Annotated in this window: 15 protein-coding genes; 4 read left to right on the top strand and 11 right to left on the bottom strand. The window is 41.2% G+C overall.

Going from position 1 to position 18,575, the window contains the following annotated elements:
• Positions 1-159 precede the first annotated feature (159 nt).
• The 4 genes from QL998_RS13285 to QL998_RS13300 form a co-directional block, all read right to left on the bottom strand.
• The gene (locus tag QL998_RS13285; RefSeq protein ID WP_165724138.1) at positions 160-3,033 is read right to left on the bottom strand and encodes a TonB-dependent receptor; all 2,874 of its coding nucleotides are present in this window, start codon (positions 3,031-3,033) and stop codon (positions 160-162) included.
• Between the two features lie 166 nt (positions 3,034-3,199).
• Positions 3,200-3,817: a LysE family translocator gene (locus QL998_RS13290; RefSeq protein WP_024604487.1), complete on the bottom strand. Its 618-nt coding sequence runs from the start codon at positions 3,815-3,817 to the stop codon at positions 3,200-3,202.
• On the bottom strand, positions 3,818-4,000 hold the full coding sequence (locus QL998_RS13295) for a hypothetical protein (RefSeq protein ID WP_024604488.1): 183 nt from the start codon (positions 3,998-4,000) through the stop codon (positions 3,818-3,820).
• Positions 4,001-4,017: 17 nt separating this feature from the next.
• Positions 4,018-4,416, bottom strand: a complete 399-nt coding sequence (locus tag QL998_RS13300; RefSeq protein ID WP_024604489.1) for a DUF3224 domain-containing protein — start codon at positions 4,414-4,416, stop codon at positions 4,018-4,020.
• A gap of 89 nt (positions 4,417-4,505) precedes the next feature.
• Between QL998_RS13300 and QL998_RS13305 the strand changes: the two genes are divergently transcribed.
• Complete coding sequence (locus QL998_RS13305; protein WP_290192870.1) at positions 4,506-6,284, top strand: ABC transporter transmembrane domain-containing protein; 1,779 nt, start codon at positions 4,506-4,508, stop codon at positions 6,282-6,284.
• Here QL998_RS13305 and QL998_RS13310 read toward each other — a convergent pair whose 3' ends face one another.
• The gene (locus QL998_RS13310) at positions 6,285-6,917 is read right to left on the bottom strand and encodes an OmpA family protein (RefSeq protein ID WP_024604491.1); all 633 of its coding nucleotides are present in this window, start codon (positions 6,915-6,917) and stop codon (positions 6,285-6,287) included.
• A gap of 190 nt (positions 6,918-7,107) precedes the next feature.
• On the opposite strand from QL998_RS13310, the gene chrA reads away from it, so the two are divergent.
• Positions 7,108-8,262 (top strand): chromate efflux transporter, encoded by a 1,155-nt coding sequence (gene chrA / locus QL998_RS13315; RefSeq protein WP_024604492.1) that lies wholly within the window; start codon positions 7,108-7,110, stop codon positions 8,260-8,262.
• Here chrA and QL998_RS13320 read toward each other — a convergent pair.
• The 4 genes from QL998_RS13320 to speA are packed head-to-tail and all read right to left on the bottom strand — an operon-like array spanning position 8,219 to position 13,240.
• On the bottom strand, positions 8,219-9,478 hold the full coding sequence (locus tag QL998_RS13320) for a mechanosensitive ion channel domain-containing protein (RefSeq protein WP_002959539.1): 1,260 nt from the start codon (positions 9,476-9,478) through the stop codon (positions 8,219-8,221). The two genes, chrA and QL998_RS13320, sit on opposite strands and share 44 nt — an antisense overlap.
• Positions 9,475-10,395 (bottom strand): acetyltransferase, encoded by a 921-nt coding sequence (locus QL998_RS13325; protein WP_002959541.1) that lies wholly within the window; start codon positions 10,393-10,395, stop codon positions 9,475-9,477. The genes QL998_RS13320 and QL998_RS13325 overlap by 4 nt, the downstream gene beginning before the upstream one ends.
• Positions 10,396-10,420: 25 nt before the next feature.
• Positions 10,421-11,299 carry an acyltransferase gene (locus tag QL998_RS13330; RefSeq protein WP_024604493.1) on the bottom strand — a complete coding sequence of 293 codons (879 nt, stop codon included), beginning with the start codon at positions 11,297-11,299 and terminating at the stop codon, positions 10,421-10,423.
• Positions 11,300-11,359: 60 nt separating this feature from the next.
• Complete coding sequence (gene speA, locus QL998_RS13335) at positions 11,360-13,240, bottom strand: biosynthetic arginine decarboxylase (protein ID WP_002959544.1); 1,881 nt, start codon at positions 13,238-13,240, stop codon at positions 11,360-11,362.
• Between the two features lie 199 nt (positions 13,241-13,439).
• Here speA and speE point away from each other — a divergent pair, with 199 nt between their 5' ends.
• Complete coding sequence (gene speE / locus QL998_RS13340; RefSeq protein WP_024604494.1) at positions 13,440-14,303, top strand: polyamine aminopropyltransferase; 864 nt, start codon at positions 13,440-13,442, stop codon at positions 14,301-14,303.
• Positions 14,304-14,523: 220 nt separating this feature from the next.
• Here the strand turns inward: speE and QL998_RS13345 are convergent, their stop codons facing one another.
• Entirely contained in the window at positions 14,524-15,756 is a 1,233-nt protein-coding gene (locus QL998_RS13345) for a hypothetical protein (protein WP_290192871.1), read from the bottom strand.
• Positions 15,746-16,369, bottom strand: a complete 624-nt coding sequence (locus tag QL998_RS13350) for a plastocyanin (protein ID WP_024604496.1) — start codon at positions 16,367-16,369, stop codon at positions 15,746-15,748. Before QL998_RS13350 ends, QL998_RS13345 begins: the two co-directional genes overlap by 11 nt.
• A 158-nt stretch (positions 16,370-16,527) precedes the next feature.
• On the opposite strand from QL998_RS13350, the gene QL998_RS13355 reads away from it, so the two are divergent.
• Entirely contained in the window at positions 16,528-18,570 is a 2,043-nt protein-coding gene (locus QL998_RS13355) for a glycoside hydrolase family 97 protein (protein ID WP_024604497.1), read from the top strand.
• Positions 18,571-18,575: the final 5 nt, after the last annotated feature.

The following is an 18,575-nucleotide window of genomic DNA, read 5'->3' on the forward strand; positions in this document are numbered from 1 at the left end:
TATTTATGCTGTTTAAATTCATTAAAGCTAGAGCGATAGGGTAATAGCTCTAGCTTGGCATACTGGCAGGATCAGTCAATAGCTAAAAAAGATCCTTAGAAAATAATTTGTCTTGGTGAATAGTTACTAATTTTCATTTTTAAACGCTCCGTTTGCTAATTAATGACTGTATGTAAAACCAAGGTAGAACTGACGACCAAAGTACTGAGTCGTCCCTGTTCGTTGCTCTGAGCCAAAGTAACTTTGGGTTGGTTCATCGGTTAAGTTATTAACTTGCAAAAGCATTGTTAGCGAGTCGCTAAAGCGATAAGAGGTTTGAAAGTCGACTACGGTTTCAGCATCAAAATTAACCACTTGCTCGTTAATGGCAACCTGCTCTGATACAAACTCATCGCGGTAGCGCACATTGAGGCGGGTTTCAAAATCATCCATTGAGTAAAAAAACGTGGCATTAAACACGTTATTAGATAGCCCAGGTAAAGATTGCGCTAACGTGTCGCCCCCTAAACTGGTGATCGATTCAATTTCACTCTCGGTGTATGAGTAACTTGCGTTAGCGCCTAAGCCATTAAATGGCTCAGGTAAAAAGGTAAACACTTGCGTATAAGCAAGCTCTAGCCCTCTGATATAGCCACCTTCACCGTTATTAACTGCCGTGGTATAAATACCGTTTATTGTCGCAACTTGCTCGCCACTAACTGGGTCTTCTATAGAGTCAGGTACGTTAAAGCCATTGCCTTTAAAGTCGAAGTTTTCGATTGATAAGGTTTCAACAAACGAGTCTATATTTTTATAAAATAACGCTGCTGCGATAGTGCCGTTACCTTCTTCAAAATAATATTCGTAAGATAAGTCGTACTGGTCGGCATAAAAGGGTTTTAAAAATGGGTTATTAGTACTTGAACCATTAATAACACCATCGTCACTTACGTTTGCACTGGCATCGCCCGCTAAGCGGTTAATTGGCGCACGCGACATTACTTTAGCCGCTGCAAAGCGCACAAGTGAATTGTCGTTAAGTTGCAGGTTTAAATTTAATGATGGTAAGTAGTCGGTGTATTTAGTGCCTAATACATTAGGTGCGTATAAATCATTTACAATGCCGTTCTCATCAACAATATTTTGCGCACCTAAGCGCGCATCGCCTGCTACGTTTTCTAGTACCGTTGCTGATTGGTCGGTTTCAACGCGGCGCACACCCACATTACCCGATAGGTCGAGCCCCCCTATTTGCGTGTTAATGTTTACCATAACGTACGCAGCTAGCACATCTTCAAACACCGAGCCGCTTTGTAGCAATGTCCACGAATAGTTAGTTGTGTAACCTTGCGCGTCGTCTACGCCATCGGCGTTGCCCCATGTTTGGACAGGCTCGGGCGTGCCATCTGGAAACCACGCATTGAGCGCTTTGTCTAAATCAATGGCTAAATACGACGGGAAATAACTAAACTCGCCCTGCCAGTCAACCACAGAAGCCATATCGTCGGTTAAACTCAAAGGCGGTTGCGTTGCTGAAAACGCCCCGTCGTTACCGTACTCAAATACCGAACGCTTTCGGCTGTATTCTCTATCTGAGTAGCGCGCACCAAACTCTACTGAGCTAAATATGTCGCTTTCTAGCTCGTATTTAAAATCTAGTCTAAATGCCGTTACTTCATCTTCTGTTTGATCTGGGTAAATACCATATTTGCTGACCATTACACGGTCTATATCGCTAAAGGCGGCCGCCTGATTAAACCCAACGTCAGGTAAGTTTAAGCCGTTTAATTGATAGTTAATTGCTACGTTGTTATCAAATACTGGCGTTTCTGCATTGGCATCTTCTGCTACTAAGCTCCACAGTAAGCCATTTCTAAAGTTACTTTTTGCGCGAGAAAGCGACACATCGGCATTTACGCTTAATCTATCGGTTACCTGCCAATCGGCATTAACGCCAAAACTATCTACTTCGTCAAAGTCTTGGTTGTCGTCGTTAACTATTTCAACGCGGGTATAGCTTTGCGAAGTGCGGTTAACCGCTGCGCCTATTACGGCATTACCATCGAGCTGAGCGTTAGCATATGCAGCTGTTGGCCCGCCTAATTTAACCCTCAGGCCACGGGCAAATGACTCTTTATCAAAGCGCGATAAAAATGCGTCACCTTTTAATTTAAAGTTATCTACCGGCGCCCACTCTATAGCTGCTAAGTAACCATTACGGGTTTCTTCGCCGCCTAAATGCTGTAGCTCAAAGCCTTCGCTAATGTATTCGTTTTCTGGATTAGCTAAAGGGCCATTGGTGTCGTTAGCTGCGCCATCAACGTCTTTTGTGTCGTTGTAAGCAAGGCCAATAAACTGCGTTGCTACACTTGGCTGAAACAAACGCGCATAGCCCAGCGCCACGCCTAATGTGTCGTCTAGGTATTTGCCTTGATACGAAAAACTAATTCGGTCGCCAAATTCAGTGGCATCCGATACCTCTGAGGCGCGGTCGTTATACATACCGCGCACATTAGCTACAAATTTATGTGTTTGGTCGTTATTGAGTGGGCTGGCGGTTTCAAGCTCTACCGTACCGGCCACGCCACCTTCAATAAGCGATGCTTTTGGCGATTTGTATACCACCGCAGAGCTAATTAATTCTGACGGATATTGGTCAAACTCAATACTGCGGCTGCCACTTGTAGATACTTGCTCGCGGCCATTAAGTGTTGAAAATACAAACCCGCCCGAAAGCCCACGTATATTAATTTGCGCCGCTTGTCCGCCCGTTCTTACTGCTGAAATGCCTGGTAATCGTGTAAGTGCATCGGCCATTGAAATATCAGGCAATGCCCCTAAATCATTGGCAGAAATTTGTTCTGACACCGTATCGCTAAAACGCTTTTGATTTAAAGATTGAATTAAACTGCGACTAAAGCCTCGCACTTCAATAATTTCTAAATCTTCAGCTTGTGTGCTGGGTGATTGATTTGTTGAGTCTTCGTTTGCAGCCAATGCACTATTTGCGGCAAATAAAGCCAGCATAAGTGCACTTAGTTTAAACTTGTCCATGTGTGTGAACCTTTGAGTTATTGTTGTCAGGTGTTGCTGTGTTGTTCAAAACACAACCAACAAATTGTAACTAAAAGGTAAAATTAATGTGATGAATACGTATGCAGGGCATGAGAGTTAGGCTGCAGGTGTATGCGCGTACATACACCTGCATTTGGAACGCTATTTAAAGGCTAAGCACCACTTTTATCGCAAGAGCAATAAACACAACACCCAGTATTTTATCAAGCCACGGGTTTTGCTTGGTAAATCCAAAGCGGTTTTTTGAAACCTCGGTCAGTAACGCCACCAGCAAGTACCAACCGGTATCAATTACAAACACAGTTAAACACATAATTATGCCCACACTTAAAGTAAGTAGCTGAGGGTCAATAAACTGTGAGAACAAGGCTAAAAAGAAAATCGCGAGCTTGGGGTTCAAAAAAGCAATGGCAAAACCATCTTGTAATGCTTTAGCTGCACTTACCTCACTTTTTTGTACTTCAAGTTCGTTATTGCTGGGTTTTGCTAGCAATATTTTTATACCTAAATACGCCAAATAGGCTGCGCCTAAATACACCAGTATTTGATAAACAGTCGGAAACTGCATCATTAAAGCGCCTAGCCCTAATAACGATGCACCAGCATACAAGCCAACGCCAGTACCATGACTGAGCGCGGCAAGCATTCCGTTTTTCATACTGCCGTTAAGTGAGTGCTTTAAAACCACCGCTAAACTTGGTCCTGGCGACATTGCGCCCATCATGCAAATAGCAGCTAGGCTTAACCATACTGTAAATGTCATTTAAAGCTCGTCAGTTTCAATAAGTAATGTATAACCGTGCACTTGCCCATAAAAACCTGCCAAGGGCACTGCGTTTATTACTTTCCAGCCATCTTGGTTTAATTCCTGTATGCGGTCATTCAGTGCGACTATATCTACCCCACCCAAAAAACGGGTCTTTCTAAATTCGATTACTTTTTGCATTTTAATCCTTGAGTATCTTATAACGTGTATTCAAAATCGTAGTAGTGAATCCCTTGCTCAATACGTATTTTCATACTGCCCGTTAACCCTTCTAGCTCATTAGTGCCAGAGTCGGGAATTACATTTAAAATTAGGCTGTCTTGGCCTTTATCCATAGTGCCAAAATGCTGCAGTACAAAACTGCCTTTTTTACCGTCAAGCTCGCCTATTACTTGCTCTATGGCAACATAACCGGCACTGCCTTGTGTGGGTGTCATGGCGCTTAGCATTTCGCCTTGGCTGGTGGCATTTAAGCTACCTTTAAATGTTTTATCTATCGACATACGCCCTAAATTAACGCCGTTTTGGCCGCTTGCGTAACCTTCAATTGGGGCTAGATTTACATTAAATTCTCCACTTACGGTTGCAGTAGTCATAACGTTTCCTTATTGGCTAATATTTAATAGTATTGATTTTTATTATCTTAGTGCCATATCTATACCTTAACCTTTAAAAAGAATCCACTATGTCAAAAAAAAGCCCTAAGCCCGAAAAAGCCGCTTTTAGTAGTTTATTACCTATTTTTGCTTTTATTAAACCGTATAAATGGATGGTAGTAGCGGCGCTTGGCGCCCTATTAGTAACAGCCGGTGTTAACTTATCATTAGGGCAAGGGGTTAAGTTTGTCATAGATCATGGCTTTATAGCTGGCTCCCAAGCGCAGCTACAACAAGCTGTATTGGTGCTTATTGGTTTAATTAGTTTATTGGCCGTGGGCACCTTTAGCCGCTTTTATTTAATGTCGTGGATTGGCGAGCGAGTCAGTAACGATATTCGCAAAGCCGTGTTTAATCGCATTGTTACTTTGCACCCAAGCTACTTTGAAGAAAACCGCAGTGGCGAGCTTATGTCGCGGTTAACAACCGATACAACATTACTGCAATCAATTATTGGTTCATCATTTTCTATGGCGCTTCGCAGTGTACTTATGCTGGTTGGTGGACTTGCTATGCTGTTGTTTACTAATTTAAAACTTACTTTAGTGGTTGTTGCTTGTGTGCCGTTGGTACTTGTTCCTATGATGGTATTTGGTAAAAAGGTGCGCAAACTTGCAAGCTCCAGCCAAGATGCCATAGCCGATATAAGCACCTATGCCGGCGAGATCATTCAAAATATTAAAGTAGTGCAAAGCTATAGCCACGAAGAACAAGAGCAGCACGCTTTTGCACTTGAAACCGAAAAAGCCTTTAATGTGGCTAAAAGCCGCATTAAACAACGCTCGTTTTTAATTGCAGCGGTAATATTTTTAACTTTTAGTGCTATTAGCGCAATGCTGTGGGTCGGCGGCAGCGACGTATTAGCAGGTACCATGACTGGCGGTGAGCTAGGAGCCTTTGTGTTTTACGCTATTATGGTGGCAATGTCGGTGGCAACCGTTGCTGAAGTATATGGCGAACTACAACGCGCAGCAGGCGCAGCTGCAAGATTACTTGAGTTACTTGCTGTTAAAAGTGAGATAGAAAACCCACTAAATCCACAAGATAGTAACTTACTAAAAAATAGTAACAGCCCTGCTATTACGCTTGAGAATATAAGCTTTAACTACCCTTCTCGCCCAGACGTAAGCGCACTTAATAAAATAAGTTTAAATATACTTCAAGGCCAAACTGTGGCTATTGTTGGCCCTTCTGGCGCAGGTAAAACAACCTTATTTGAATTACTACAGCGCTTTTACGATCCGGCTAGCGGAGCCATTAAATTTAAAGATATAAACATTAAAGAATTATCGCTTAATACCCTCAGAGGTAAAATGGGTATGGTAGCGCAAAACCCTATTTTATTTAGCTCCGATGTAATGCATAACATTCGCTACGGCAACCCAAAAGCAAGTGACGAGCAAGTATATGCCGCTGCCAAACATGCTCATGCTGATGAATTTATTAAACAATTACCGCAAGGTTATAACAGTTTTTTAGGTGAGCAAGGTGTGAGGTTATCGGGTGGGCAAAAGCAGCGTATTGTACTGGCACGCGCTATTTTAAAAGACCCTGAAATACTCCTTCTTGATGAAGCCACCAGTGCACTCGATGCTCAAAGTGAGCACCACGTGCAAGCTGCGCTTGAGCATTTAATGCAAAATAGAACAACGCTTATTATTGCCCATAGGCTGGCAACGGTTAAACATGCCGATGTGATTGTAGTCATGGAAAATGGAGAGATTATAGCAACGGGTACCCACCAAGAATTAGTAGCAAGTAACCCGTTGTATCAAAAACTGTGTGAATTACAGTTTAATAAAGACTAATTATTCTTCTGTGTTTGGCACTATTTGAATTTCTACACGGCGGTTTTGAGCACGGCCATTTGCACTATCGTTAGTCGCAATTGGACGTGTTTCGCCATAACCCATAGTACTTACACGCTCAGCCATAATCTGCTGGTTCACTAAGTAGTTTTTAACGCTTTGAGCACGTTCACGCGATAGGTTCATGTTGTAGCTGTCTTTACCTGTGCTATCTGTGTGGCCTTCAATACTTAGGTACGTTTTTTCGTATTTGTTCATCACTTTAGCAATAGCATCTAAGGTATCGTTAAAGCCAGACGAAATATAAGATTGGTCGGTCGAAAACGTAATATTAGATGGCATAACTAAACGCAAGTTATCGCCTTCACGTACAACTTCAACACCAGAGCCTGCAAGTTCATCACGAAATGCTTCTTCTTGCTTATCCATGTAGTTACCCACTGCAGCGCCAGCTAGTGCGCCGATAGCAGCGCCTATAAAAATACGCTTATCTTTATGGTTACTTGTTGCTTTACCTAATACGCCACCCGCTGCTGCGCCAATAGCCGCACCTTTGCCGGTGTTATTCATTTCACAACCAGAAAGTAATACAGCTACTACGGTTACGCTTAAAAGTGATTTAGTTAAAGTCATGGTGATACCCTATTCATTAAGAATTTAGCAAGAGTATGCAAATACATGTATGAACAAACTATGAAGAGAGTGTTAAAAGCAGCGCATCTTGCTTGATTGTTAAACAGACCTCAAACTAATGTGCCGTTTTAATAAAAATGTCATACTACGCTGTGACAATTTAATGAATTTTACAAAGGATATTGGCGCAATGTTAATTGCTATTTTTAGACAATTTTTTTTACTAGGGTGCATGAGTTTTGGTGGCCCCGCTGCGCATTTAGGCTATTTTAAGCGCCACTTTGTAGACTCGTTAAATTGGCTAACTAACACGCGTTACGCACAACTTATTAGTTTAAGCCAAGCATTACCAGGGCCAGGCTCTAGCCAAGTTAGTTTTGCTATTGGTGTTGAGCGTGCAGGAGTACTGGGTGGTATAGCTGCTTTTGTAGGCTTTACCTTGCCTTCGTTTTTAATAATGGTGCTGCTTGCGGTTAGTGCCCATCAGTTTGACGCTGTTTACTTTGCAATTATTGCAGGCTTAAAGTTATTTGCCGTTGTTATAGTCGCGGATGCAACACTTAGTATGGCTAAAAGCTTTTGTACAAGTGCTGCGCTTAAGTTACTTGCGATAATGAGTACACTTGCCTTGGTGTTATTTCCAATGATGGGAACTCAAATAGCGATTTTAATCACTGCTGCAACAGTAGGTGCTATATGGCCTTTATTAAAACTTGGCACAGTAGCAGACGATGTTAGCAGTAAAAACAGTAATATTAATTGGATTGCACTGGGGTTATTTGCGCTCTTACTTGGGGTTAGCTTTATTCCACTAGGGCATGAGTTTGCTTTGTTTATCCCTTTTTACCAAGCGGGTGCAATGGTGTTTGGCGGCGGACACGTAGTACTGCCGGTACTTCAAGCTGGCGTACCAGCATTGAGTGATGATCAGTTTTTAAGTGCTTACGCGAGTGCACAGGCAGTGCCAGGGCCAATGTTTACTATTGCTACTTACTTAGGCGCACAACTTACTTCTGAGCAACCTTTAGTGGGTGCCCTTATAGCTACACTGCTTATATTTATGCCTGGTTTTTTACTTATACTGGCGTTTCAGAAGAGTTGGATTAATTTGGCAAGTAAGCCACATTTTGCAAATTCAATAGCGGCGCTTAATGCAGCGGTAGTCGGTTTTTTAGCGGCCGCATTGTATTCACCAATTTGGACATCGGCTGTGCATAACCTTTGGCAGGTTGCGTTACTAATAATTACATTTGCATGGCTGCGATTTAAAAAGCCACCTATTTGGTGGCTCTTAGCTTTATTTATTGCTGTGGGTCTTTTGCAGCACTATTTGCCATCACTCTAAATGTTGGCTTATCTGTTTGTTGCTCGTTAGGAGGGCTTAATTGCCCACTAACACTTTGATATGCCCTAAGCCCAAACACTGGCAATACTGCAAGTAAATGGTCCATTATTTCGGCTTGTAGATGCTCGTACGAAATCCAGCGTTTGTCTTCACTAAAGCAATAAAACTCAATCGGTAACCCGTGGTTCATTGGTTGTAGCTCTCGTACCATTAACGTAAGCGACGTATTAATTTTACTGTGTTGCTTTAAATAGCCCTCAGCATAACGACGAAACAGCCCTAAATTAGAAACTTGAGCGGGTAATGTCGTCACTCGGATATAGTCATGAAGCGGAATAGCCGCATCTATCTGCTTTCTAAATTCATCACTTACTAAACAAATACTGTGCATATCTATATTAAGTGAACGTTTAATACGTCTACCGCCCGACTCTTGCATACCGCGCCAGTTTTTAAACGAACCCGCAACTAGCATATAAGTTGGAATAGTTGTAATGGTGTTATCCCAGTTACGTACCTTTACAGTGTTTAAACCCAAATCAATTACTTCGCCATCGGCGCCATAGTTTTCTACTTGAATCCAATCACCATAGGTTACTAGGCGATTTGCTGCGATTTGAATACTAGCTACAAAGCCTAAAATAGTGTCTTTAAATACTAATAACGTAACAGCAGCAATAGCACCAAAGCCAGAGAGAATATAAGTGGGTGACTTCTCAAGGAAAATACTTACAATTAAAATAGCACACACAATAAAGGTGATTAGCTTAACAACCTGAATTAAGCCCTGAATAGGGACTTCGCGTGCAAACTCCAATTGGTTATAAATAGAACCCGCAATGCTTACAATACTGCTAAAAATAAAACCTACATGAATAATTAGTATGGCTTGGCCAACCGTTTTCAAAATTTCAGCGGTCAGCTCATTAACCGGATAAACACTGTCAAAGGTCGCCAAAAATAATACGCAGCAAAGCATACCTGCAATACGTCTATTAAGCTTATTAAGCATAGGCGACAACGAACCAATACGTTGAGGCGAAAGCTTAGTTACCACTTTTTGAATGCCTGGTAACATTAACCTACGAGTAAATAAGTAAACAATTAATAAAGAAAAAATCCCTATTGAAACTGCGGTAATAGAACTAAGAAAATCCGCATCGGGTACTTTTTCAAACCAAGGAGCGATTAACTCCTGTAGGTGGGTGTTGGTCATAGTGTTTCAATTTCCTTACTGATTTGTGGTTCAGGTAAATCTTGTTGAGCATAAATATCGGCAAGCTGCTGATCTTTTGCAACCCATAGCTCATTCACATAATGTTGAAAATTAGCTTTAAATACGTCATCGGTTTGATAGCTGCCCTGCATATTGTCATTAATGGGCGTTACGTCTATTGAAACATAAATAGAATCTAGCTCGCCTTTGAGTAAGTTCCGACAAACGTGATCTGTTTTACCGCTATACACTAAACTTGTATTTAGCATGGCATCAAATTGGTTGGCTAGCACTTCAAGCGCAAAAGCAATGCCACCCGCTTTGGGTTTTAATAAGTGCTTAAAAGGACTTTGCTGCAGATTATGCTTAGCTGGCGTAAAGCGTGTGCCTTCAACAAAATTAACGATGGTAGTAGGATAGTGACGAAAATTGCGACAGCTGTGCTTTGTGCGCTCTACATCCAACCCTTTCAATTTTGGGTTTTTAGCAAGCTGTGCTTTGCTTACCCGTTTCATAAACGGCATACCCATAGCCCACGCACCAGTGCCAATAAAAGGCACGTATTTTAATTCATCTTTTAAAAAAAACTTAGGGGCTGGTAATGCATGTAATGAGCTAAGCACGGTTATATCTAACCAACTCGTGTGATTACATATAAGTAAATACCAACTTTTTGAATTTAAATCGCCACTTATATCAACCACAATATTAGGACAACCTAGCCACAAGCCAAACCGATTGCCATTACACCACCCTCGATAAGCGCTGTGCAATAAAGAGTTAACAACAGACAAAGGCAGTAATAACTTAATAAGCCCTAGTACAAATACTAGCGAGCCAAAAAGCATTACATTAGAAAACAATACGCAGCCCACAATTAAGCCGTTAAGCCAATTTGGTAACCACTTTTTTAGCATAACTGTAAGCTCATATTTTTGCCTTTTATTTGGGGTGTTTTTCGAGCGATTGTAATGTTTGCTCTTTATTTTCCCATAAACGATTTAGCTCGCTTTGAAAGCGTACTCTAAATTCAGAATCGCCGGTGTAGTCACCAATAAGCTCTTCGCTTACAGGCCTTACATCCACGTGTACGTTGATATTTTTTACCTTACCACCTGCAAAATCCATGAATGTAGGAATGCCATCTGGGTAATGAATGGTAACGTTAACCACTTTAGTAATTTGCTCGCCCATCGCTTGCATTACAAAAGCAATACCGCCCGCTTTTGGTTTTAATAAATGTGGAAACGGGCTATTTTGGCGCGCGTGCTTTTGTGTAGTAAAACGAGTGCCTTCTACAAAGTTAACCACACTTACTGGCATCTCTTTAAATTTTTCGCAGGCTTTACGCGTGGTTTCTAAGTCTTTGCCTCGCAGCTTTGGATTCTTTTTTAATTGGCTTTTACTCGTGCGAGTCATAAACGGAAAATCAAGCGCCCACCAACACAAACCTAGAATAGGCACGTAAATAAGCTCTTTTTTCAAAAAGAAGTTTAAAAATGGAATTTTACGGTTAAACACGCGCTGCAATACTAAAATATCGACCCAGCTTTGGTGATTTGCAATTACTAGGTACCAATCCTTTAGCTTAAGGTCTTCAAGGCCAGTTACATTAAGTTTAGTTGGCGTAAATAACTTTTGATTTAAGCTATTAAAGGTTACCCAAATAGTTGCAAATTGCTTTGCAGCCCAGCTCATAACCTTTTGTAGAGGCTTAATAGGTATAAGCTTTATAAGCCCACAAATAAAAATAGGCACAAACCAAAAAAGTGTGTTTATTGTGTAAAAAATAATACTAAATACACCGCGAATAACTGACATTACTTCCATTCCTTTAAACATTGCGCAGCCACTAATACTGCGCTTTCAGTTGCTTACAAATTAATCTTCAAAATAGGTATAGCCTTCAAGGCCTGCATTAAGCTCAGCTAAATAACCTTCTTTACACTGCGCTGATACATCAAGTTTATTAACTTGGTACGCAAAGTTGTCAGCTAAAATGGCGCTATCATAGTCAACAAACTTTAATACATCCTTAACGCTATCACCTTTTATGGCATTGGTTAACACATAACCTTCATCGTTAAGCTCTACATGCACAGAATCAGTGTCACCAAATAGGTTATGTAAATCGCCTAAAATTTCTTGATATGCACCCACCATAAACATAGCAATGTGGTATTGCTCACCGTGTTTATATTCTGGTATTGGTAGGCTGGTTTCGATACCTGCGCCTTCAACGTATTCGCGGATTTGCCCGTCAGAGTCACAGGTAATATCTTGAATAATCGCGCGCTGAGTCAATGGTTGAGTTAAGTTTTCGATTGGCATAACCGGAAACAACTGCTGAATACCCCATACATCAGGCAATGACTGAAATAATGAAAAGTTAACAAAGAGTTTATCGGCAAGCTTTTCGTTTAAATCGTCGAGGACTTCACGGTGCGCGCGCGCATTATTACTAAGCGATGCACGTACACGATGTAAAATAGTAAAGTAAAGCTGCTCTATTTTCGCCCACTCTAGCATGCTTACTAAGCCATGCACGTACTGATCGTGCGCTTCGCTAAATAAGTGCATAGCGTCGTGATAAATCTCAAGTGCCATACGCGGGTTTAAACGCTGTAAACACTGCCACATTTCATCAAGCACTAACGCGCTATTTTCAAGCGGTGGCTCTGGATTTAAATGATTGGGCGCTTTTTCTACGTCAATTACATCGGTAATTAATACCGCATGGTGAGCGGTTAAAGCGCGCCCCGATTCGGTGATAATGGCCGGATGCGTAAGGTTATGCTGATCGCACACCTCTGCAAATGCATTCACTACATTACGCGCGTACTCTTCTACGGTGTAATTCATTGAACACGCACTGCGTGAGCCAGAGCCCTCGTAATCAACGCCTAAGCCGCCGCCTACATCAACGGTGTTTAACGGTACGTTTAATTGTGTAAGCTCAGCAAAGTGGCGTGCACATTCACGCAAAGCACGGTGAATATCACGAATGTTGGCAATTTGAGAACCAATATGAAAATGCACCATTTGCATTAAGTGCAGCTTATTATGCTTTTTCAGCACTTCAACAGCACTTAGTACTTGGCCTGCCGTTAAACCAAACTTACCTTTTTCGCCGCCCGTGTTTTGCCACTTGCCTTTGCCTACTGAGTTTAGGCGAATGCGAATACCAATAGCAGGTTCTATGCCTAGGTTGTCTATTTCTTCAAGTAGTGTGGTTAGTTCTGAAAGCTTCTCTACCACAATTTTTACGCTGTGGCCCATTGCTTGACCAATACATGCTAAGCGTAAAAACTCACTGTCTTTATAGCCGTTACACACAATAGTGATTGGCTCTTTTGCTACGCCCAAAATAGCCATAAGTTCTGGCTTTGAGCCTGCTTCTAGGCCAACAAGTCCGCTTGGATGCGCTAATAGCTTACTTACTACAGAGCGTTGCTGATTTACTTTAATTGGGTAAACACAGGTGTATTTGCCATTATATTCACGATTTGCTCGCGCTTGCGTAAACGCATTAGTAAGTGTGTCTACACGATTTTTTAAAATATCGGTAAAGCGCACTAAAACCGGCAACGTTAAACCTTGTTGTTTAAACTGCTCAGTTAATTGCGTTAAAGAAATGGCCGGTTTTGTTTGGTCGCCATCTGGGTAAGCCACCAGTTCGCCTTGTGCGTTAATATCAAAATAACCATCACTCCAATGAGCAACGTTATAAGTGGCGCGTGCTGTTTCTAAACCCCAGGTCATGGCAACTCTTCTTTAGTCAATTAGGTATAAAGGCGCATTTTAATACGTCACTATCCACTAGGCTAACAAAAATTGAACTTTCACTCACTCCTAACTAACTTTATTCGTCAAATCAGTTAAAATGTCATTGAGCAAAACGCCAAGCACTGGCAGAATTGCCCCTTTTTCATACTCAACCTAAAAAAGTGTAATAGTAACTATGGCAAATTTAGATCAAAGTAAGTGGTTTACTGAAATTAGCGACCGCGATGGCAGCGCATTTTCATTACGTATTAATAAAAAGTTAGATGAAAAACAGTCTCCTTTTCAAAAGGTAGAAATGTTTGAAACCACAGACTTTGGTAATTTAATGATCATCGACGGGTGTACTATGGTAACAACCCGCGAAAACTTTTTTTACCATGAGATGATCAGCCACCCTGCACTTTTAGCGCACCCAAACCCTAAAAACGTCGTTATCATTGGCGGCGGCGACTGCGGTACTTTACGCGAAGTATTAAAACACCCAGGCGTAGAAACTGTAACGCAAATAGATATAGACGAAGTAGTAACGCAAATGTCGTTAAAATACTTCCCAGAGCTTTGTGAATCTAACAACGACGCCCGTGCAACGGTTATGTTTGACGACGGTATTAAATACATGCGCGAAGCCGCTGGCGAATCTATCGACGTGGTTATTGTTGATGGCACCGATCCGGTGGGTCCAGGTGAAGGTTTATTTAATCATGCGTTTTACACAAGCTGTTTAGATGCACTGCGCCCAGGTGGTGTTTTAGTACAACAAAGCGAATCACCTCTTATGCATATGCCATTATTAGTTGAAATGCGCGAAGCAATGCTAAGCGTAGGCTTTAACGATTTACAAACACTGCCATTCCCGCAACCAATTTACCCAAGCGGTTTATGGTCAGTAACACTTGCACGTAAATCACAAGCATTTGACGGCTTTAGAGAAGATGGCGCGGCACAAATAGCCGAGCACAGTGAATACTACAATAGCGGTATTCATCATGGCGCACTCGCTACACCTAACTACATGAAACGCGCATTCGATAAAAAATAATACCAATCTGCTTATATATGGGGTCTATTTAACGTTAAGAAAATTACGCTAGAACTAGGCAAAAATTTTTGTATCTAGTTGTTCTAAATAAAAAATTTTTAACGACGTTATAGTGCAATTTAATTCGTTAAATTGATCAAAGATTTATGCAGGTTGGTATAATCTATACCAATTTTATTAAACTAAAAAGGGAGCTTTAAATGCTCCCTTTTTTATACTTTTAAAAACGCCATTGCGCATTTAGCATTATTTGCTGCTGCGAGATTCGTTCATTAAATCCAATTGGCTCTCTATTTTTAGCAGCACTTTTAAGTGCAGAACCTTCAACCCCTATTTGTAGTTTATTAGTGAGCTGGTAGCGCCATGTTGCGGTTAAACCTTCCCCATTGCTTGCATTAGGATCAAACGCAGTGGTGTCGTTATCTGTCACTTTAAAGTAATCGAAGCGTACAGAAACTCGATGCTTGCCTTCTTTATGGCTTAACATTAAATAATGGCTGTAAAAGGCATTATCAATTAAAGCATTAGCGCCCACTTCGGTTTTACCATTAAGTACCTGTGCTATAAAGCGGGTTTTATTATTAAACTTATAAAGCCAAGCGGCGCTTGTAAAGCGAGTATCCCAAGCATACTGCCCTGTACTAATATTAAGTGTGGTTGGGTCACCGTTATTGTTGTAATAATAAATTCGAAATTGTGATTTTTTTAAGTAATCCCAGTGTACGCCAGCGTAATAGCCAAAACGTCCGTCTACTTCTTCAAACGGTAAAACCTGATTAGCTTGCCAGCGTAATTCATACGTATTTAATGCCGCTACAGGCGCAAATTTAACACTTTCGTTAAATGTAGTTTGCCTATCGTGTAATGCAAAACCACGCCAAGCAAGTAAAGTACCGGCAGGGTCATTGCCTTTAAATGTAGCACCTACAAAACTAAAGCTATGAGCGCTGTTAAAACGTTTTGCTGGGCGCTTAATAGTTACCTCTGCGCCAACAGTGCGTACTTCCTCGCCTATCCAGCTATTAATAGCTGAGTTTGTATAGTTATAAGGAGAAGTCCATCCTATATCAGGGTTTTCAAGCGACATAAGTGGATAAAAGCCCCCTACACGCACATGCCATTTATAGTTGCTGTTAGATAGCGGCTGATACTTTACATAAGCTTGCGTAAAACCAAGGCCAACGTCAGGATCTTGATTCGCATTTAACACCCCATGAGCCGACCAACTAGATGCTAAATCAACATTAAAATCTAAAATACCTTGGGATAAAATAAGTTCGTCGCTTTTAGTATCGTGCCGATATAGCCCAAGGCCGCCCTCTTGGAAGCTACGTGTATCGTCACCCTGCACGGCTCTAATTTGTATCAAGCCTTTTACTTGTGCATACAATGCATTACTAAAACATAAAGCACCGGCTAAAAATATCAGCCTCGTTAAACGATTAATAGTCATCAAATTCATCCGTAGCAAAGTCAATTTGCTCCGCAATTTCCTGCTTTACTTTATAAGTGATCGGGTTAGTAGCCACAGTAATAGTTTGAGATTCAACCTTACTAATATCACTAAATCCAGAATGCCAAACACTTAACGTGTATTCGCCTGCATTGGCATTTAAATCAACATGGCCATTTTCATCAGTGATTGCAAAAATAGTACTATCTACCACCACAATATAACCTAACATCCAATCATGAATATTACAGCCAAGCTCAACAACACCCGTTTGATCAAAAGTAATGGGCGCTTTTGGGTGCTCCTTATATAGCTTTAATTCGAACGTTTTGGCTTTAGAAAATGAATAAACATGATGCATGATTGAGTCCGCATTCGGAAACTCTACCTTTGCATTTTGTGGGACAACTAAAATACGCGGCTTAAATTCTCGATTTTGCTGGGTCATCGCATAAGGTGCTTCTGGAGGAATAACGCTAGAGGAATCTCCTGCAGTTAGCCACACAACAGCATTAGATAATGGGCCATTATTAGCATTTTTAATTGTTATATTTGCTGCAAAAACTCCAGTACTAACACTTAGTAAAAATACACAAAGTAAGCTTTTTATCATTTTCTTGTCGCTATTATCAATTTGTTTACATTATAGACCGATTAAACCACTAAATTCTTTCTATTTTTTAAAACATTGAATACGTATGTAGGCAGTCGTATTAATCATCAACAGTCATTATCCTTAAATGTCACCACCGACTCATCTAAGGACACACCATGAGAATACCAGCACTTGTGCTTTTAGCCTTTGCTAGTAATAGCTACGGACAAACCGTAGAGCTAAAATCGCCAGACACACAAATAACAGTAAGCATCTCTGACGAAAACAACACGCCAAGCTACGCAATAAAATTTAAAAACAAAGCGGTTATAAACAAATCTTTACTGGGGTTTGAATTTAAAACACAAGCAGCTTTTAGCGATGGCTTTAAAATTAAAAGCATTGAACAACAAAGCGTTAACTCGCAGTGGCAACAACCTTGGGGCGAACGCCAAAACGTTGTTGACGAATATAACGAAGTGGCCGTTACCTTTACAAAAAACGAGCCAAATAAAGGTACCTACACTATTCGATTTAAAGCATTTGATAGTGGTGTAGGTTTTAGATACGAAGTACCACAACAAGCCGGCTTCGAACATACAGAAATAACCAAAGAGTTAACTGAATTTGCAATAAACAATAGCCATGATGCAACAGCATGGTGGATACCTGCTCGTGGCTGGAACCGCTACGAATATGTTTACAACACTACTCCACTTAACGAAGCTCCACTAGCTCACACACCATTTACGTTTAAAACAAGTGACGGTACTCATATTAGTATTCATGAAGCTGCGCTTGTTGATTACGCGGGTATGGTGCTTAATCAGCGCCGTCCAGGCACATTTACAGCCGACTTAACCCCTTGGTCAGATGGTATTGCCGTTAAAAAGCAAGGCGCTTTTAAAACACCATGGCGCACCATTCAAATAGCCGACAGCGCTGTTGGCCTAGTTAATTCAGATATAATACTAAATTTAAACGAGCCTAATAAACTCGGTGACGTGTCGTGGGTTAAACCTGGCAAATACGTCGGTATTTGGTGGGGTATGCATATAAACACGCAAACTTGGGGTAGCGGTAAAAAACACGGCGCCACTACGCAAACCACAAAATACTATATGGATTTTGCAGCGCAGTATGGTTTTGATGGCGTACTCGTTGAAGGCTGGAATATTGGTTGGGATGGCGATTGGTATTTTAATGGCGATGTATTTAACTTTACCAAACCGTACGACGACTTTGATATAGCAGCGCTTGCTCAATACGGCAAAGAAAAAGGCGTACAGCTCATTGGCCACCATGAAACATCAGGCAATGTAAGCAACTACCGTGACCAAATGGAAGATGCCTTTACACTTTACGAAAAATCAAACGTAAGCCAAGTAAAAACAGGTTATGTAGCCGATGGCGGAAATATAAAACGTATAGACAAAAACGGTATTGCTCGCCATGAATGGCATGACGGCCAGTTTATGGTTAACGAATACCTTTATAACGTAAAACTTGCAGCTAAACATAAAATTAGCATCAATACGCACGAGCCAATTAAAGATACAGGCCTGCGCCGTACTTATCCAAACTGGATTGCGCGCGAAGGCGCACGCGGACAAGAATACAATGCATGGGGTTCACCACCTAACCCACCAGAACACGTACCAATGCTTGCCTTTACCCGCATGCTCTCTGGCCCTATGGACTTTACGCCAGGTATTTTTGATATGAGCTTTAATGGTTTAGGAGGCGATACAAACCGCCCACAAACTACACTTGCCAAACAACTTGCACTTTATGTTGTTTTGTATAGCCCAATTCAAATGGCTGCCGACTTACCTAAAAACTATTTGGCTAAGCCCGATGCGTTTCAATTCATTCAAGACGTACCAACAGATTGGCAGCAAAGTATTGCTATTGATGGTGAAGTAGGCGACTTTATTGTATTTGCCCGTAAAGAACGTAAAAGCACTAAATACTCAGGAAATGATTGGTACTTAGGTGCTGTTACTGACGAAAAAGCCAGAACTGTTGAGGTAAAACTCGACTTTTTAGAGCAAGGCAAAAAGTTTGAAGCACAAATTTATAAAGATGGTAAAAGCGCAGAGTGGAAAAACAATCCGTACGATCTAACTATCGAAAAACGTGTTGTAACTGCAAGCGATAAACTAACGCTTAAATTAGCCACTAGTGGCGGTACAGCTATTCGTTTTAAAGCACTTTAATATGA

Origin of the sequence: Pseudoalteromonas sp. APC 3691 (assembly GCF_030408135.1) — a bacterium.
Taxonomy (GTDB): domain Bacteria; phylum Pseudomonadota; class Gammaproteobacteria; order Enterobacterales; family Alteromonadaceae; genus Pseudoalteromonas.

Coding starts and splice junctions, on each gene's coding strand:
- QL998_RS13285 (WP_165724138.1), bottom strand. CDS start 3,033: ATGGACAAGTTTAAACTAAGTGCACTTATGCTGGCTTTATTTGCCGCA.
- QL998_RS13290 (WP_024604487.1), bottom strand. CDS start 3,817: ATGACATTTACAGTATGGTTAAGCCTAGCTGCTATTTGCATGATGGGC.
- QL998_RS13295 (WP_024604488.1), bottom strand. CDS start 4,000: ATGCAAAAAGTAATCGAATTTAGAAAGACCCGTTTTTTGGGTGGGGTA.
- QL998_RS13300 (WP_024604489.1), bottom strand. CDS start 4,416: ATGACTACTGCAACCGTAAGTGGAGAATTTAATGTAAATCTAGCCCCA.
- QL998_RS13305 (WP_290192870.1), top strand. CDS start 4,506: ATGTCAAAAAAAAGCCCTAAGCCCGAAAAAGCCGCTTTTAGTAGTTTA.
- QL998_RS13310 (WP_024604491.1), bottom strand. CDS start 6,917: ATGACTTTAACTAAATCACTTTTAAGCGTAACCGTAGTAGCTGTATTA.
- chrA (WP_024604492.1), top strand. CDS start 7,108: ATGTTAATTGCTATTTTTAGACAATTTTTTTTACTAGGGTGCATGAGT.
- QL998_RS13320 (WP_002959539.1), bottom strand. CDS start 9,478: ATGACCAACACCCACCTACAGGAGTTAATCGCTCCTTGGTTTGAAAAA.
- QL998_RS13325 (WP_002959541.1), bottom strand. CDS start 10,395: ATGCTAAAAAAGTGGTTACCAAATTGGCTTAACGGCTTAATTGTGGGC.
- QL998_RS13330 (WP_024604493.1), bottom strand. CDS start 11,299: ATGTCAGTTATTCGCGGTGTATTTAGTATTATTTTTTACACAATAAAC.
- speA (WP_002959544.1), bottom strand. CDS start 13,240: ATGACCTGGGGTTTAGAAACAGCACGCGCCACTTATAACGTTGCTCAT.
- speE (WP_024604494.1), top strand. CDS start 13,440: ATGGCAAATTTAGATCAAAGTAAGTGGTTTACTGAAATTAGCGACCGC.
- QL998_RS13345 (WP_290192871.1), bottom strand. CDS start 15,756: ATGACTATTAATCGTTTAACGAGGCTGATATTTTTAGCCGGTGCTTTA.
- QL998_RS13350 (WP_024604496.1), bottom strand. CDS start 16,369: ATGATAAAAAGCTTACTTTGTGTATTTTTACTAAGTGTTAGTACTGGA.
- QL998_RS13355 (WP_024604497.1), top strand. CDS start 16,528: ATGAGAATACCAGCACTTGTGCTTTTAGCCTTTGCTAGTAATAGCTAC.